Source organism: Rothia sp. HMSC078H08 (assembly GCF_001808955.1).
GTDB lineage: Bacteria > Actinomycetota > Actinomycetes > Actinomycetales > Micrococcaceae > Rothia.
The window spans coordinates 37,548-54,011 of sequence record NZ_KV795254.1 but is presented as its reverse complement, the minus strand read 5'-3'; the positions used below and the strand labels follow the sequence as shown (position 1 = coordinate 54,011).

Below are 16,464 nucleotides of genomic sequence, written 5' to 3'. Positions count from 1 at the left end.
TCTTGCATCACCAATATAGGGTTATGCAGAGAATGCATAATTTCAAATTTTACCCCCTCATACCCACACAAGTACAAGGAATACAACATCACCAGATTTTTGAGACGGGACAATTGAGACGGGGCGAGCCTGTGGCATCTCTCAACCTTCACCCGATACACGCCTCGCATCACCCCTGAGCCGCCGCACTTTTGTCTGCGCACTGAATTTCTGTGTTTCTCAGACCGGCATACTCCCGGCTAGTTCAGTCTCACGCCCGGCTAGTTCAGCGTCACGCCAGCCCTGCGCGCCGCGAAACCGCACGGTGTAGCGGCGCTACGCTATTCTTTTAGGTATGTCTACTGAGAACACGCAGCCTAGCCAGGCACCCGAATCCACCGAAGAGAAGGCTAAGAAGCCGGTTCCCGAGGAATTCTTCCGCCAGCCCTACTCCTTCGTCCGCCGCGGCGACCGCCTCACCGCGCGCCGCCAGAAGGCCTGGGACACCTACTCCCCCACCCACGTGCTGGACATTCCGCGCCTGCGCACCGATACCTCCGTCGCGCCCGAGGCGACCTTCGACCCGGTTAAGATTTACGGCCGCGAGGCCTACCAGGTCGTCGAGATCGGTTCCGGTCTGGGCGAGGCAATCGTGCACCGCGCGGCTGAGGTGCCCGAGGCGAACTTCCTCGCCGTTGAGGTGTACACCCCCGGCATCGCGGACCTGCTGCTGAAGATGGGCAACGCCGGCGTGGAGAACGTGCGTGTGGCTCAGGCGAACGCACCCGAACTGCTCGACAACATGCTTGAGGAGAACTCCGTGGACGAGCTGTGGGTGTTCTTCCCGGACCCCTGGCACAAGTCCCGCCACCACAAGCGCCGTCTGGTGTCCCCGGCGTTCGCTGATAAGGTTGCACGCGTACTCAAGCCCGGCGGTATTTGGCGTCTGGCGACTGACTGGGAGGAGTATGCCCTGGTCATGCGCGAGGTTCTGGAGGCGCACCCCGACTTTGAGAACGTGAACCCCGGCGCCGGTGCGACCGAGGAGGATCCGCAGGGTGGTTGGGCTCCGCGTTGGGAGGGTCGTACCCTCACCAGCTTTGAGCGTAAGGCTCAGGAGGCGGGCCGCCGCGCGCACGATCTGACCTACCGCCGCAAGTAAACACCGCCGCAAGTAAGCAAGGCAACGCCAGTTACCGCCAGGTGGTTTCCCGCCAGCGCGCAAAGTGCATATAGGTTAAAGCAGGTGAGGCTCCCCGATCATTCGGGGAGCCTCACCTCCTTGTGTGTGGGTCTGAGTGCATGCGGGGCGGGGGTCTACCCTACCTCGCTCGCGCGGCGCTAAGACGCACAAGTCTATATGGGCGGCTGACCAGCTCAAATGAACTAGAAGCGAGCTAGAACAGCCGAACCATTTATCCCAGTGTAGCGGGTTTAGCCGGTTTAGCGCTGCGGTTTCGTATCATCCGCCGTAGCCGGCTGGTGACGCTGACGGTACAGCACCACAGCCGAAGAACGCTGACGAGGCGCCGGGCGGGTACCGCGGGCAATATGCACCACGTCGCCACTGGTACCGGCGGCGAACACGCGCTCCGCCAAGCCCAGCTTCACCTTCGCATCCTCAACCTGACGCTGCAGCGCCGCAATCTGCTCCTGCTGCTCCTCCACGAGGGACTCCAGCTCAATAATGCGGCGAATACCCTCCAGGGAGACGCCCTCCTGCGAGAGCTGCTGAATCTGCTGCAGACGGTTCACGTCACGCTGCGAATAGCGGCGCGCCTTACCGGGCGCACGCGAAGGCTGGACCAGGCCGATGCGGTCGTACTGGCGCAGGGTCTGCGGGTGCATGCCCGCCAGCTCAGCCGCCACAGAAATCACGAAAACCGGCAGGTCCACGCTGTGCAACGGCTTGCCGCTACGGGACTTAGATGATGATTCTCGAGATGCCATGGTTTACTTCGCCTTCTTCAACAGATCCTTACGCGGGTTCTCCTGCGGTGCCAGTTTTACAAACTTATCGAATGCTTCCTGCGCCTCTGCGCTCAGCTCGGTGGGCAGAACAATCTCCGGGATGACCAGCAGGTCACCGTCGCCGCCCTTAGCCTTGAAGCCGCGGCCCTTAGCGCGCAGTCGGCGGCCGACCTGACCGGGTGCCAGGCGCAGCTTCACGGTGGATGCGTCGGGCAGGGGCACCTCAATCACTGCGCCGTCGACGGCCTCGGCGAGGGTGACGGGCGCACGCATAACCAGGTTGTTGCCCTCGCGCGAGTACACGGAGTCATCGGAGACGCGCACGGTGACCTTCAGGTCGCCGCCGCGCAGGCCCTTGCCGCGCAGGCGGACCTTCTGGCCGTCCTTAATGCCGGCGGGGATGCGTGCCTCGGTGTGGGAGCCGTCCGGCAGGAACACGGTCACGGTCGCGCCGGTGTATGCCTGGGCGAGACTGACGCGGGTGCTGGTGGTGCTTTCTTCGGGGGCCGCGTGCTGTGCGCCGCCGAAGCCGCCGCCACCCATGCCGCCGAAGTCGGCGCTGGTGAAGCCTGCGGAGCGTCGGGAGCCGCCGGCGCTACCGCCGAAGAGGCCGCCGAGCAGGTCGTCAATGTTGATGCCTGCACCGCCGTTGCTGAAGCCGCCGAATGCGTCCGCGCCGGGGTAGCCGGTGTAGCCACCACCACCGAAACCGCCACCGCCGAAGCCGCCCATGCCAGATGCGCCGTAGCGGCGGATCTGATCGTACTCTTCGCGCTGCTTCTTGTCGGAGAGCACGTCGTATGCTTCCGAGATTTCCTTGAACTTCTTCTCTGCTGCGGCGTCGCCGGGGTTCAGGTCCGGGTGGTACTTGCGGGAGAGTTTGCGGTACGCCTTCTTGATGTCGCTTTCGCTTGCGTCTTCGCTGACACCCAGTGCCTTATAAAAGTCGTCGGTTAGCCAGTTTTCACTTGCCATGTTGTGTTTCTCCTTCTGCGGTGATGCGCCGCCCTCCTCGGTTACGGGACGGCTTGCAGGGGCACCGCGTGCTTGTGTTAATACTCTATATAAAAGTTTAGTCTACTTGACTCAATTTTGAAAGGGCTGAGCCCAAAAAATAGCACCCCTACAAGCCTTCTCGCCGCCACCACAGCTCGCCAAAACCCGCGCCAACACGCCGGTATAGCAACCCCGGCAGAACAGCTTAGGCAAACAACAGGGCGGGCACTCCCCCACCAGGGAGAGCACCCGCCCGTCGTTAGTTATTCAGCCATTGCTGAGCCGACCACCTTACGGTGCGACAGCCACAGCCACCTGAGCGGTACGAACCACGCGGTCGTTCACGCGGTAGCCGTAACGCAGAACCATGGAGACATGATCCTCGGCCACCTCGTCGGTGGGCTGCTGCAGTACAGCTTCGTGGATGTTCGGGTCGAAGGCGTCGCCTACTTCACCGAAGCGCTCCACGCCCTGCTTGCCGAGCAGCTCTTCGAGCTTCGCGGCGATGGAGGCGAAGGGGCCGTCCTGCAGGTCGCCGTGCTTGCGTGCGGCGTCGATGTCGTCGAACACCGGCAGCAGTGCGCCGACCAGGTCACTGATTACGAAGAGTCGCAGCTGCTCCTTTTCGCGGGCGGTGCGGTTCTTGTAGTTGGTGAACTCTGCCTGCAGGCGAAGCAGGGAGTCCAGGCGCTCTGCGGCGAGTGCCGCATCCGCAGATTCTGCTTCTACGGCGTCCTGGAGCTCAGCCTCGACGGCTTCCGCAGCTTCCTCGGGGCTTTCGACCGATTCAGCTTCGGGGTGGCCTTCCGCTGCGGGGGCGTTGAATGCCTCCTCCAGCGGGTCGGGGGTGGTGTTTTCCTGCTCAGCCATGATTACTTCTTCTCGTCTTCGTCGATAACCTCGGCGTCGACAACGTCCTCATCAGCGGCGGGCTTGGACTCGGATGCCTCAGCCTGAGCTGCTGCGTAGAGTGCCTCGCCCAGCTTGGACTGGGATGCCTGCAGCTTCTCGAATGCGGACTTCACTGCTGCGTCGTCGTCGCCCTCGAGTGCCTTCTTCAGCTCGTCGACATCGCCCTGAACGGAGGTCTTGACGTCCTCGGGCAGCTTGTCGCCGTTCTCCTTCAGGAGCTTCTCGACGGAGTATGCGACGGACTCAGCTGCGTTGCGGGTGTCAGCAGCCTCGCGGCGTGCCTTATCCTGCTCAGCGTGTGCCTCTGCGTCCTTGACCATGCGGTCGATGTCGTCCTTGGAGAGGGAGGTACCGCCGGTGATGGTCATGGACTGCTCAGCGCCGGTGCCCTTGTCCTTTGCGGAGACGTGCACGATGCCGTTTGCGTCAATGTCGAAGGTGACCTCAATCTGGGGCACGCCACGGGGTGCGGGGGCGATGCCGGTCAGCTCGAAGGTACCCAGGTTCTTGTTGTCGCGAGTGAACTCACGCTCACCCTGGAAGACCTGAATGGTCACGGAGGGCTGGTTGTCCTCTGCGGTGGTGAAGGTCTCGGAACGCTTGGTCGGGATTGCGGTGTTGCGCTCGATCAGCTTGGTCATCACGCCGCCCTTGGTCTCGATACCGAGGGAGAGAGGGGTGACGTCAATCAGCAGAACGTCCTTACGGTCGCCCTTCAGAACGCCTGCCTGCAGTGCTGCACCCATTGCCACGACCTCGTCGGGATTCACGCCCTTGTTGGGCTCGCGGCCGGTGAGCTCCTTGACGAGCTCAGCGACGGCGGGCATACGGGTGGAGCCACCGACCAGGATGACCTCAGAAATCTCGGAGATGGACACGCCAGCTTCCTTGATGACGTCGAGCACGGGCTTCTTGGTGCGCTCGAGCAGGTCGTGGGTCAGTTCCTCGAACTTTGCGCGGGTCAGCTTCTCGTCCAGGTGGATGGGGCCCTCGGGGGTCACGGACAGGTACTGCAGGGAGATGTTGGTGCTAGAAGCGCTGGACAGCTCCTTCTTAGCCTGCTCAGCTGCCTCCTGCAGACGCTGCAGAGCAATCTTGTCCTTGGACAGGTCAGCGCCGGTGTTTGCCTTCACCTGTGCGAGCAGCCACTCTACGACGCGGTGGTCCCAGTCGTCACCACCGAGGCGGTTGTCACCGCTGGTTGCGCGAACCTGAATGGTGGAGAAGCCGTCGTCGTCCTTGCCGACTTCCAGCAGGGAGACGTCGAAGGTACCGCCACCGAGGTCGAAGACCAGGATGAGCTCGTCTTCCTTACCCTTGTCCAGGCCGTATGCGAGTGCTGCGGCGGTGGGCTCGTTGACGATACGCAGGACGTTCAGGCCTGCAATCTCGCCGGCTTCCTTGGTTGCCTGACGCTCAGCGTCGTTGAAGTATGCCGGGACGGTGATGACAGCGTCGGTGACCTTGTCGTTCAGGAATGCCTCTGCGTCGCCCTTCAGCTTCATGAGGATACGAGCGGAGATTTCCTGCGGGGTGTACTTCTTGCCGTCAATCTCGGTGGTCCAGTCGGTGCCCATGTGGCGCTTGACGGAGGAGATGGTGCGGTCGACGTTGGTCACTGCCTGACGCTTTGCGACGCTACCGACCAGAACCTCGCCGTCCTTGGAGAATGCGACGACGGAGGGGGTGGTGCGGGTGCCCTCTGCGTTAGCGATGACGACCGGGTCGCCACCTTCCAGTGCTGCTACGACCGAGTTGGTGGTACCGAGGTCAATACCTACTGCACGTGCCATATGTTTATTCACTCCTTAGGTGTTAGTGCCCCGCTTCTTCTAATGCGAGGCGGGATAGTTTGAAAGTTTTGGAGGCGGTCGGTGCTGCGCGTGCCGCTCCGCGTGGGGTGGTTTGCGCGGCTCCCTTGAGCCTCATGTACTCAAGTATGCACTCTCCCGGAGGGGCTGTCAATAGACTTGAGCGAACTTTACTCAACTTTTTTATGCGGAGGGGCGTGAGGGGTGGGTTTTTTAGGGTTCTAGGCCGGTGTTTTGCGAGTGATTTTGAGGTGGCGGCGAGGCGCGAATGGGGCGTTTTGCCGCGAAATTCCGGGGTTTTTGGGTGGTGTGAGGGTGCGGTGCGGCGATTCAGCGCACGGCGGACCTGGGCGGGCTAACTGGGCGAAAAATTTTTTAAAAATTTTTAAAAAAAGGGGTGGAAAACCGAAAAATTGGGGTACGAGAGGTGGCGCAGGGGCAGCTTATATAGGGTGTGCGAGGCGATTTTTAAGTCTGGGGGCTAGGCCTCTGGCAGCGTTGCTAGAGGTGCGCTTCGTGCAGGCATCTCAAGTACGAACACCCGTAGCGAGAGATTAGAGATTCGTTCCTCTTATACAGAGGGCATGTTTATGAGCTCCATCGCTCACCTTATGAAGGTATCCCCGCTTGTCCGACCCGCAATTCTCTAACCTTCACCTGTGGCTTGAGGACGCCACCTGCCGTATGCTGGTTACTACCATATCCTCTCAAAGTAGACAGGAGACGCCAGTGTCCAAGACAGACAGCAATCAACATCAGGATAACGAAATACCATCCATCCCAGCAGGAGATTTCATTCTTTTCATTCTTTTCATACTCCTCACAGGCGCAATGATAACACCAGGAATATTATCCCCAAATCCACAAAATACACTCTCTTTCATTGCCTTAGTCGTAGATATCATAATATTCTTTCGCCTTACGACATACCTAACCAACAAGAACTCCCTATCTATCATAGTAAAAAAATGGGTTCATTATACACAGCAGTGCAGGGTTGAAGTCTCGCGAGTTATGCGCTCAATAATTCAAAATAAATGGACCATAAGGACATTTGTATTAGCCCTGTCCTTCTCTGCCTCTTTAATACTTGCAGAACACTGGAAAGAGGTAGTAAGTAAAATAACCACAGTACTTGAATTTTTCATAATTGAGAACAAGCCACTCGGAATTTCAATATTGATAACATTCATAGTTACTCTAATAATATTTCACAAAAAGATTATTACAACTTTCCAGAAATTTATTTCCGGCTTAACAAGTAAATATTTCATATTCACATTGGCCATCCTTGCAATTATTGGTGCATTATCAGCTTTATTAATACCAAGCTATACAAGTTGGTTTAGGGAGCCCGGATATACCAGTGCACAGCATGATAGCGCCAAAGAAACCCCAGAAAAGGTGCAGGAAACTCCCGCTTCTACGCCCTCGCCTACCGGCAATAAGGCTGCAGAGGTAGAACAAAAATCGACTTCGGATTTAAGACTTCACCTTCTGTATATCACGGGTGGAATTATTGCTATCCTTGGCCTAATTGAAACAAATCGAAAAAATAGCCAAGATCATATCCGCCAAGTTCATGCAGCTCGCCGCGACCGTTACATTGTAGCGGTTGATAAGCTATCAAATTCGGATGCATCTGTTCGTCTTGGTGGAGTGTATGCCCTTGTAGGCCTTGTCGATGAGTGGCTATATGACGACAATATCGATGAAAAGATTCGAACAAAAGAGGGGCAAGTTATTATCAATAATCTCTGCGCTTATGTTCGTTCACCGTTCCCTTTAGCAGAGAAAATTGACGGATATGAAACCCATAAGAAAATAGAAGATCGCAAGGAAAAAGAATCTAAGAATGAACTCAGCGAATATGAGTCCGAGCGCTTCAAAACTATACTCGAATATCTCACAAATCCCAATGATTATAAAGAACCCAAGGATATTACTACAGACTATGCAAAGTTTCACGAAGAGCAGGACGTACGCCGCACTATCTTTGATGAAATACACAAGCGCAGTAGCAAGATCTTCAAGAACGAGAGAGGCAAGGTAGTCAAAACCACTCCAGGACTGTGGAGTGACTTTGAATTTGATTTCAGCAGAGCACCAATCTTTTATTCCCTTAACGACCTCAAAATCGAAAAAGGTAATTTTTCAAACGCAAAGTTATATGCTGATGCAAGTTTCACCGGTTCAGATTTCGTCAGTGACGCTAACTTTAGCAATGCAACCTTCAGCAACAATGCATACTTCAACAAGGTAGCGTTCAGTAAGGCAACGTTCATCAGCCGCGCGGAATTCAACCACGTGAAATTCACCTGGGCCGACTTCGATAACGTGACCTTTGCAGGCCACGCAGAATTCGATGCGGTGGAATTCACCCAACATGCAAGTTTTTCCAAGGCGACCTTCGATAATCCTGTACGTTTCCGTTACCTGGCTGAGTTTATCGGTAACGTTAACTTCTCTGAGGCAGTCTTCACCAGCGAGGTGGACTTCACCAGAGCGACCTTTATTCAAGAGGTAGACTTTAGCAAGGCGACCTTCGCTCAAAAGGTAAATTTCAACTGTGTAATTTTCAAAAAATATGAACCAACCTTTGTGCAGGGGAACTCGAGAGCCCAGTTCTCCGTACACTCAGCTCACGAGGACTATAATTTCTCGCTCCATAGCAACAGTAAGCCTATTCCACCGGGTGAAGCCGAGCTTGACGGAGTAAAACGCCAGATTCCGGCCGGAACTGTGCTCTTCGACCCCGATTCAGACCGTATAAGTGAGCCTGCGAAGCCAATAGATAAGTTTGATAATCAGGGAGAAGCTCCCTCCAAGTAAGGCTCATTAGGAGAAGCCCCGTCTGCGTACTTCGCGCAGGCGGGGCTTCTTCTTTCAACCAGTGCGAGCGCGCAGGGGCGGGGCTCTCCCCTATGCTGGATATAAGCCAGCACCGGAGCAGGAAGGGCACACCGCCATGAACCTCAACAAACTCTTAACTGCGCTGCGGCAACGCAAAAACACCCCGGCACGCAACCAGCAGGCTGAGCGGCGTGAGCGCTACACGCACGCCCTCGAACAATTCCTCGACGGGCAGCCCGCCGTACGCCTCGGCGGGGCATACACACTCGCAAACCTGGCAGACGAATGGCTCACCGACGCATCCCTCCCCGAGCAGGGGCGCCGCGAAGAAGCCCAGACCATCATCGACGCGCTGACCGAGTGCATCCGCACCCCCTACCCCCTCGCGCAAAAGCGGCAGGTTCTAGAATCAGACGAAGCCCCCGAATGGTACGAAGGCAACTTTACGCGCGATCAGGAGGCACTACGCGAAGAGCAGCTAGTGCGCCGCACCGTCTTCATGGAGTTCAGCCGCCGCCTCGCCGCCGCCGAGAGCAACAAAGAAGGCAATGAGGAAAGCCAGCACACGGTGTCGCCGTCATCACCAATGTGGGCTGACCTGCGCTTCGACTTTGGCGGTGCACCCATCTTCTACCCGCTACGGCAGCTGCACTTTCAGAACGCCGACTTCGCCTCCGCAACCTTCTACGGTCCGGCGGATTTCTTCGGCGCAACCTTCCACGGTGACACCAGCTTCTCGGCGGCGCAGTTCACGGCCGACGCATCCTTCCATGGCGCGAACTTCAACGACTGGGTGGGTTTCAGCGCCGCACACTTCGCAGGCGCGGCAGAATTCGGCGAGGCACGTTTTGCGGACGCGGCAAGCTTCGCAACCGTAACCTTCACCGGCGAGGCGGACTTCTCAGACGTGGTCTTTTCAGCTGCGGCCGACTTCGGGGTAGCTTCCTTCGAGGCCGACGCCGACTTCTCACGCTTGAACACCGCAGGCATAGCCAGCTTCGCGGCGGTCACCTTCGGCGGAGAGGCAATATTCGCCGCCTCCACGTTCCACGATGAGGCGCACTTCGCCGCGTCGGTCTTCAACCGCCCGGCGGTGTTCTCCAAGTCGCTGTTCGGCGGGGCCGCGCGCTTTGCCGGTATAGCCACCAAGCAGACCGCAATATTCTGCAACGTACGCTTTGCGGGCGCGGCGGACTTTAGCGGGGCGACCTTCACGCAGTACGCGGATTTTAGTGGGGCGCGGTTCGACGGCGACGCCATGTTCAGCCGGTCGAGTTTTTTTGCGGTTATAAGGACGAGCTATGACATGGACTTCCCGCAGTACGCGAACTTCGCTAACGCGGCATTCGCGCAGGGCGCCGACTTTAGTGAGGCGACGTTCACGGCATTTGTCGGCTTCGGTAGGGCGACGTTCGCGGGGGCGGTGAGCTTTAACGGGGCGAACTTTGCGGGAGCCTACTTTGCGGGAGCCTACTTTGCGGATGCGAAGTTCAGTCAGAAGGCTGATTTTAGGCAGACTAGATTCGCGTACGCTGAGCCGTCTTTTTGGGACTCGGAGGGTCAACAGAAGAGTGCCCGGTTCTCGGCGCAGGCGAATCCGCAGGATTACCTGTTCGAGGTGCGCCCGGAGAGCCCGCACGGTTTCAGCTGTGGCGAGGCGCAGCTTCTTAATAGAACGTTCGTTCTCCCTGTCGGTGCGGTACTGTACGACCCGGATTCCTGGGACGAAGAGAAGCAGGAGTACACCCGCGTTAGTGAGCCCGCACAGTAATATCCCGAGGCCCCGCCACATTGAATGTGTGGTGGGGCTTTTGCGCGTCTGGTGGCCGCCGCCGAGCAGCTGGGCACAAAATAAAAACGGCACGAAAAACCCCGCTAAGCCTGTAGGCTCTAGCGGGGTTTTTCGAATCTTATCTACCCGGATTCGTTTATCGCTTTCCAGTGGTGTTACACCATGCCGGAGATAAATAAAACATAAATTGGGTAGCAAAAATCCGCGGAATGTTTGTCATCTGCTAAAATCAGCAGTGACAACGCAATTCCGCGTTGTCACCAAATCTCCATTCAAATAGAGAGGAGGTGAATCATATGGCCAAGAATTTTTGGCTGATTGTGGAACGTGGTAGCTATCTGGCTACCTTGTTCGTCGGTCTCGTAGAGATGCTCGATTTTGTGTCTTCGTGTCTCTTCTAGACCATTCTTTCGTGGGGCTACTGGCGATGTTCCCCCATCGCTGGTAGCTCCACTTTTATTTTATGGTCATTGTATATAAGGACAAGCCCTACACACGCGACCGTATACCTAATAATGTAGCGTAATTCTTAAGACATAACAACACGACAACACTAATTACGCACCTATTGTATCCACTGCAGGGAACAATATCGCCTATTTTGAGGATTTCCATACTCACCTCGTCTGCCGCAGATAACGGAAGCACCGCCTGTGCATCTCACGCAGACGAAGCCCCCCCCCCGTTGATGACCGGGCGCGACTCACGGCAAGCAGGTTTACCCTATGCTGGAAGGTGAACGTTCCTATCAGAGAGGACAGGAGAACCTAGTGCCCCGCGATAACGCATCATCCGCTCCGGAAAACCCGGTAATCCCAAAAGCGCAGGAGAAGCCTTGGTATATCCAACACTTTACTAAGCTCCTCATTAGCTTTGGTCTGGGTGGCGGCGCGGTTGCGATTCTTCTGCCTTGGATGCTGTGGTTGCACTGCGGTATGAGCTCCGGCAGTTCAGATCAGTTGCGCCTGCATCTTCTGTACGTCACTGGCGGTATTATTGCAGTTCTGACTCTTCTGCAGACGAACTGGAAGAACCAGGGTGACCGCTTCAAAATTGATGCCGACATCAAGAAGAATGAGCAGGACGCGGAGAAGAACGAGCGCGACCATATCCGCCAGGTTCATGCGGAGCGCCGTAGTCGTTACACCAAGGCTGTAGAACAGCTAGCCGACGAGAAAGCGGCCGTCCGTCTGGGCGGCATCTATACCCTCGTGGGTTTGGTCGATGAGTGGCTTGCTGATGAAACCCTCGACCCAGAAGAACAACAAAAAGAAGGGCAGGTTATTATCAATAACCTCTGCTCCTACAGCCGTTCTCCCTTCCCTCTTGCGGAGAAAATTGACGAATACGAAGCCCGCCAGGAATTAAAAGAGCTCGAATCAAAAAAGCCTGACACTCTTCTTCCAGATGAATCCTCAAAGCTCGATACTCTACGCAAGCGTTTTGAGGACTCTGCGGAATATCAGGAACCCGATAACATCGCGGCACTTCAAGCAGCATTTCATGAAGAACAGGACGTACGCCGCGCCATTTTCGAGGAAATGAGCAAACGTAGCAGCAAAGTCAGCATGGGTAAGAACAAGAAGGTAACCGTTACCCCCGGCACATGGAGCACCTTTGGGTTCGACTTTAGCCGGGCACCAATTTTCTACCCCTTGAACAACCTCACCATTGAACAAGGCAATTTTGTATCCGCCCGATTCTACGGTGAAGCAGACTTCGGTGGTGCAAAGTTCGCCGGAGCCGCCGACTTCCGGGATGCGAAGTTCGCCGGAGCCGCAGACTTCGGTGGTGCGGAGTTCACTGGACTCGCGTACTTTGACTACGCGGAGTTCGCCGGAGGCCACGCGGAGTTCGACGAAGCCGCAGACTTCAACAACGCAAAGTTCACCGGAAATGCAAACTTCGAGAATGCGATGTTCGCTGGGGACGCAGACTTCGATGGCGCAAAATTCGCCGGAGCCGCGTACTTTGGCGAAGCAGAGTTCGCCGGGACCGCAGACTTCGATGGCGCAAAATTCGCCAGAGCCGCAGGCTTCGGAAACGCAACGTTCACCGAAAACGCATACTTCAGCAGCGCGGAGTTCACCGAAGACGCATACTTCCGGGGCGCGAAGTTCAGCGGCAAAACAAGCTTCGAGGAGGCATATTTCGAAAAGTGTGCACCCATATTTGCTGATGCTTCCAACTCTGCCAGGTTCTCTGCACAGGTGAATCCGCAGGAATACCTGTTCGAGGCACACTCAGAAAGCCCGCACGGTTTCAGCTGCGGCGAGGCGAAGCTTCTTAACAGAACGTTCATTCTCCCTCACGGAGCCGTACTCTTCGACCCGGATTCCTGGGACAAAGAGAAACGGGACTACACCCGACTCAGTGAGCCCGCGCAGTAATATCCAGAGGCCCGCCACGTTGAATGTGTGGTGGGGTCTCTGTTTATGACCGCTAGAGGCCCCAGTCAGGTAGCTTATGCACTATGCTGAAAGGTGACCGTTCCTCTCAATGAAGACAGGAGATTGTCTTGGCAAACAATGAGACCCCGCTAGAAGAGCCACCTTATATTCGTCATTTCTCCCTGATACTCATCTTCCTCGGGTGCCTTGGAGGCTTCCTGGCACTTACAGTTCCTCTATGGAAGTCTTTATCCAACATTCCTGTCGTGGGCCCCGTTCTGGGTTTCTTAAGTCTGCTTATCCCGGCTAGCGACGCTGACAATAAGTACCCTGAAAGCAAAGCAATTGCGGATCTTCGTCTACACATTCTCTACATAACTGGCGGCATCATCGCCATCTTGACTCTTTTGCAGACCAGTTGGAAGAACCAGGTCGACCGTCGCAAGGTCGAGGCTGATATTCAAAAGAATGAACAGGATGCAAAGAACGAGGCTGCAAAACGTGAACAAGATGCCATCAAGAGTGAACGTGACCATACCCGCCAGGTACACGCTGAACGCCACAGCCGCTACACCACGGCTGTAGAACAGCTAGCTAATGAAAAAGCAGCCGTCCGTCTAGGTGGCGTCTATACCCTTGTGGGCTTGGTCGATGAGTGGATTGCTGATGAAACTCTCACCCCAGAAAAACAGCAGAAGGAAGGCCAGGCTATTGTCAATAGCCTCTGCTCTTATATCCGTTCACCTTTCTCTCTTGCTATCGACGGAAATATTATGGCCTACGACGGAATCAATTACGAAATGCCCCCAGAAAATTACGAAGGTGATTATAGAGGGGACCAAGCAAGACTTATAGATGAACAAGACACTAGAATATCAATTTTTAAAGAGATAAGCTCAAGAATAGATGATGAGATTCTCAACAAAAACAACCAAAAACATTGGAATAATTTTTCATACAATTTTTCGCGATCAGTTATTTTTTATCCACTTAGAAACTTATCTTTCTCGGAGGCAGATTTTTCATTTACAATATTCATTGGAGATACCAGCTTTGAATCGTCACAGTTCCTTCGCAGAGCATCTTTTGCTGGAGGATATTTTAAAGATGGCATTACATTCAAAAATGCATATTTTAAGGAAGGGGTAGATTTTTCGTATACAAACTTTGAAACAAGTGCCAATTTCAACGGCTTACAGTCAACAGGATCCGCAATATTTCAACTATCAAAAATACCCTACGATACAGACTTTTCAGATTCTTATTTTCCGTATAATTGCGAACATATCTGGAATTTCATACAGAGAAAAGATAAGCCTGGCGTAAAATATGGATCTGCAGATCTTATCCTGCCTAATAATGAGGTAATTACCAAAGATCTTCCAGTAGGGGCTCGTCTCTTCGATCCAGATTCCTGGGATGAAGAAAATAAGAAATATACTCGTGTCAGTGGGTCAGCAAAGCCGTTAGATAAATCTAATGACAGCAAAGAAGAAAAGCCCGCTGGATAAGGCTCATCTCTAAAAGGCCCCGCCGGCCCCTCATCGGCGGGGCCTTCGCGTGCCCTTGCGCCTCCGCGAGTACGCCTCAGCGAGCGCCTCCGCCCATCACCGTGCCGCCCAAAGAACCGCCGCAATCACCCACCGCGCCCAACCTTCCACGACCCCACCGATACACTAGAACCATGTACCGAATCATGACTGTCTGCACCGGCAACATCTGCCGCTCCCCCGTCGGCGAATACCTCATCCGCCAGCACGCCCAAGAAGCCGGCGTGCCCGTCACCGTCACCTCCAGCGGCATCAGCAACGAAGAAGAAGGCAACCGCATCGACCCGCGCGCCGCCGCGCAGCTCACCACCCGCGGTATCGACCCGTCCGCGCACCGCGCCAGCGTCTTCACCGTCGAGGACTTCGACCGCAACGACCTCATCCTCGCCATGGACGCACCCCACTACCTGCGGCTCAAAGCCCTCGCCCGCAACGACGAGGACAAAGCCAAGATCCGCATGATGCGCAGCTTCGACCCGAAGGTCACCACCACCCACCTGGACCAGCTCGGCATCTACGACCCCTGGTACGGTAGCGAACGCGACTTCGTGTACACCACCGGCCTCATTGACGCCGCCGCACGCGGCCTCATCAACCATCTCAAGCAGGAAGGCGACGCGCAGTGAGTCAGCGTATTCCCCTGAACCAGAACCGCCACGTCACCGGCACCACCGAAATCCTGGAACTCTGCAAAGACATGCTGCGCCTGGAGCACGGCATCGGCAACGATTTCGACATGGACACCGCCGAATTCACCGAATTCCGTGCGCAGTTCCTCGCCGACTTCGCGCAGATCCCGCTGATCATCGGCATTGACGGCCGTAGCGGCACCGGCAAAACCAGCCTCGCCACGCAGCTTGAGCAGGAGCTCACCGCCGCCGGACACAGCGTCCACGTGCTGCACCTGGACGACTTCTACCCCGGCTGGGACGGCCTCTTCGACGGCGTGGAGGCGTGGGACGCACTATCCGTGCAGCTGACCGAAGGTATTGCCGGGACCTACACCCCGTGGGATTGGGAGGCGGGCGCCCCCGGTGAGGTGCGCACCGTCGACCCGGCGGCTACGCAGGTCATTATCTGTGAGGGTGTCGGCGCGATTGCTGGCGCCTGCGAGGTGCGTATTCTCGCCACCGCCCCGGACGAGGTGCGCCACGAACGCGCTATGGCTCGTGACGGTGACACGTTCCGCCCGCACTGGGAGCGCTGGGCGGCGCAGGAGGAGGCGCTGCTCGCCGAAATCCCGGAGGACTACGCGACCGTGGACTTCATCTACGACAGCGCGGCGCAGTAGCAGCCGCCTACAATACAGTAGGGCCCAATGCTTTGTGTATCTGGAAGCATTGGGCCCTACGCTATTTAGAGGCAGTTTTATTCAGGCGCTGTTTTACTCGGGCATGGGAGCCGGGCTAGCGGATTCCATGCGGTCTTTATCCCAGTAGGTTGAGGTATTGCTCGGCGCGTGCGTGGAGGCAGTGCCGTCTTTTTCGTTACCCGGGTTGTTGCTAGAAAGCACAGCAAAGATTACGAGCAAAACGCAAGCTATGAGTAGCAGGATGCATAGCAAATATTTGTAATAGTGGTTGCGCATCTGAGGTGCTCCCTCCGGTCGTATCGCGTGGTATGACCAACGTAAGTTATGCGGTCGCCCCGAGCAATGCTTCTCAAGAATATTTCTCAAATATTTCTTCAGCACCGGGGGCTGAGCGGCAGGCTAAGCCAAGCCGCTCAAGGGGCGGTGTTATCCGTAAGCGACATCAGGGTGTCCGAAGCGAAGCGAGGACGGGTGCCCCTGTAGGAGCGTGGATAACACCGTCCTTTTGCTCCAGTATGCGTAGGGCGCAGCCACGTTTTCCGGAAGCGCCCTCAGGGTGTCGCACAGACGCTCTCCGCAGCGAAGCGAGGAGGGGCGGAGCGTCTGTGCGACGGGTGCCCCTGCGTAGGCGCGGAGGAAATATGTGGCGTGCCCTCCCCTGTCTATCCCTGTAGAAATGAAGGCAAGCGCCACCTTCCAAACCAACCAAACGGAGTGCCCCTCCCGGCTCAAAAAATATCAAACGTTTAACTTACGAAGCCGCGCCTGATTCTGCTAGGGTGAACAAGTTGTGCTTCCAGCCTGCGCAAGCTCATCCCCGGATCCGGCACCGCCGCATCCACGTCTTGTAGAGCCGCAGGCGCCGTTGCACGCGCATCACACAGAAAGAAAAAACTAA

11 protein-coding genes are annotated in these 16,464 nt (G+C 56.1%); 7 read left to right on the top strand and 4 right to left on the bottom strand.

Translation table 11 applies throughout. From position 1 onward, the window contains the following. Window positions 1-334: 334 nt before the first annotated feature. Complete coding sequence (gene trmB / locus HMPREF2528_RS03850) at window positions 335-1,141, top strand: tRNA (guanosine(46)-N7)-methyltransferase TrmB (RefSeq protein WP_049354968.1); 807 nt, start codon at window positions 335-337, stop codon at window positions 1,139-1,141. 281 nt (window positions 1,142-1,422) lie between these two features. On the opposite strand, the gene HMPREF2528_RS03845 is transcribed toward trmB, so the two are convergent. The 4 genes from HMPREF2528_RS03845 to dnaK form a co-directional block, all read right to left on the bottom strand. After that, window positions 1,423-1,929, bottom strand: coding sequence for a heat shock protein transcriptional repressor HspR (locus HMPREF2528_RS03845; RefSeq protein WP_049355825.1), 507 nt, complete (start codon window positions 1,927-1,929; stop codon window positions 1,423-1,425). A 3-nt stretch (window positions 1,930-1,932) separates the two neighbouring features. Then, the gene (locus HMPREF2528_RS03840) at window positions 1,933-2,925 is read right to left on the bottom strand and encodes a DnaJ domain-containing protein (RefSeq protein ID WP_070542546.1); all 993 of its coding nucleotides are present in this window, start codon (window positions 2,923-2,925) and stop codon (window positions 1,933-1,935) included. A gap of 312 nt (window positions 2,926-3,237) precedes the next feature. Then, window positions 3,238-3,816, bottom strand: a complete 579-nt coding sequence (locus HMPREF2528_RS03835) for a nucleotide exchange factor GrpE (protein ID WP_070507933.1) — start codon at window positions 3,814-3,816, stop codon at window positions 3,238-3,240. 2 nt (window positions 3,817-3,818) lie between these two features. Continuing rightward, a complete protein-coding gene (gene dnaK, locus HMPREF2528_RS03830) occupies window positions 3,819-5,651 on the bottom strand; it encodes a molecular chaperone DnaK (protein WP_070542543.1) in 1,833 nt (610 codons plus the stop codon). Between the two features lie 747 nt (window positions 5,652-6,398). Between dnaK and HMPREF2528_RS03825 the strand changes: the two genes are divergently transcribed. The 6 genes from HMPREF2528_RS03825 (at window position 6,399) to HMPREF2528_RS03800 (ending at window position 15,545) form a co-directional block, all read left to right on the top strand. Further along, entirely contained in the window at window positions 6,399-8,501 is a 2,103-nt protein-coding gene (locus tag HMPREF2528_RS03825) for a pentapeptide repeat-containing protein (RefSeq protein WP_070542539.1), read from the top strand. Window positions 8,502-8,637: 136 nt separating this feature from the next. After that, a complete protein-coding gene (locus HMPREF2528_RS03820; RefSeq protein WP_070542536.1) occupies window positions 8,638-10,293 on the top strand; it encodes a pentapeptide repeat-containing protein in 1,656 nt (551 codons plus the stop codon). Between the two features lie 791 nt (window positions 10,294-11,084). Next, a complete protein-coding gene (locus tag HMPREF2528_RS03815) occupies window positions 11,085-12,704 on the top strand; it encodes a pentapeptide repeat-containing protein (RefSeq protein ID WP_246823872.1) in 1,620 nt (539 codons plus the stop codon). A gap of 128 nt (window positions 12,705-12,832) precedes the next feature. After that, complete coding sequence (locus HMPREF2528_RS03810; protein WP_070542529.1) at window positions 12,833-14,215, top strand: pentapeptide repeat-containing protein; 1,383 nt, start codon at window positions 12,833-12,835, stop codon at window positions 14,213-14,215. 185 nt (window positions 14,216-14,400) lie between these two features. After that, complete coding sequence (locus HMPREF2528_RS03805) at window positions 14,401-14,880, top strand: low molecular weight protein-tyrosine-phosphatase (protein WP_245534294.1); 480 nt, start codon at window positions 14,401-14,403, stop codon at window positions 14,878-14,880. Beyond that, window positions 14,877-15,545: a nucleoside/nucleotide kinase family protein gene (locus tag HMPREF2528_RS03800; protein ID WP_070542525.1), complete on the top strand. Its 669-nt coding sequence runs from the start codon at window positions 14,877-14,879 to the stop codon at window positions 15,543-15,545. Before HMPREF2528_RS03805 ends, HMPREF2528_RS03800 begins: the two co-directional genes overlap by 4 nt. The last annotated feature ends 919 nt before the right edge of the window (window positions 15,546-16,464 follow it).

Excerpts from the sequence above, each read along its gene's own strand:
- dnaK (WP_070542543.1), bottom strand. The coding sequence starts at position 5,651 with ATGGCACGTGCAGTAGGTATTGACCTCGGTACCACCAACTCGGTCGTA.
- HMPREF2528_RS03845 (WP_049355825.1), bottom strand. The coding sequence starts at position 1,929 with ATGGCATCTCGAGAATCATCATCTAAGTCCCGTAGCGGCAAGCCGTTG.
- HMPREF2528_RS03835 (WP_070507933.1), bottom strand. The coding sequence starts at position 3,816 with ATGGCTGAGCAGGAAAACACCACCCCCGACCCGCTGGAGGAGGCATTC.
- trmB (WP_049354968.1), top strand. The coding sequence starts at position 335 with ATGTCTACTGAGAACACGCAGCCTAGCCAGGCACCCGAATCCACCGAA.
- HMPREF2528_RS03840 (WP_070542546.1), bottom strand. The coding sequence starts at position 2,925 with ATGGCAAGTGAAAACTGGCTAACCGACGACTTTTATAAGGCACTGGGT.
- HMPREF2528_RS03805 (WP_245534294.1), top strand. The coding sequence starts at position 14,401 with ATGACTGTCTGCACCGGCAACATCTGCCGCTCCCCCGTCGGCGAATAC.
- HMPREF2528_RS03820 (WP_070542536.1), top strand. The coding sequence starts at position 8,638 with ATGAACCTCAACAAACTCTTAACTGCGCTGCGGCAACGCAAAAACACC.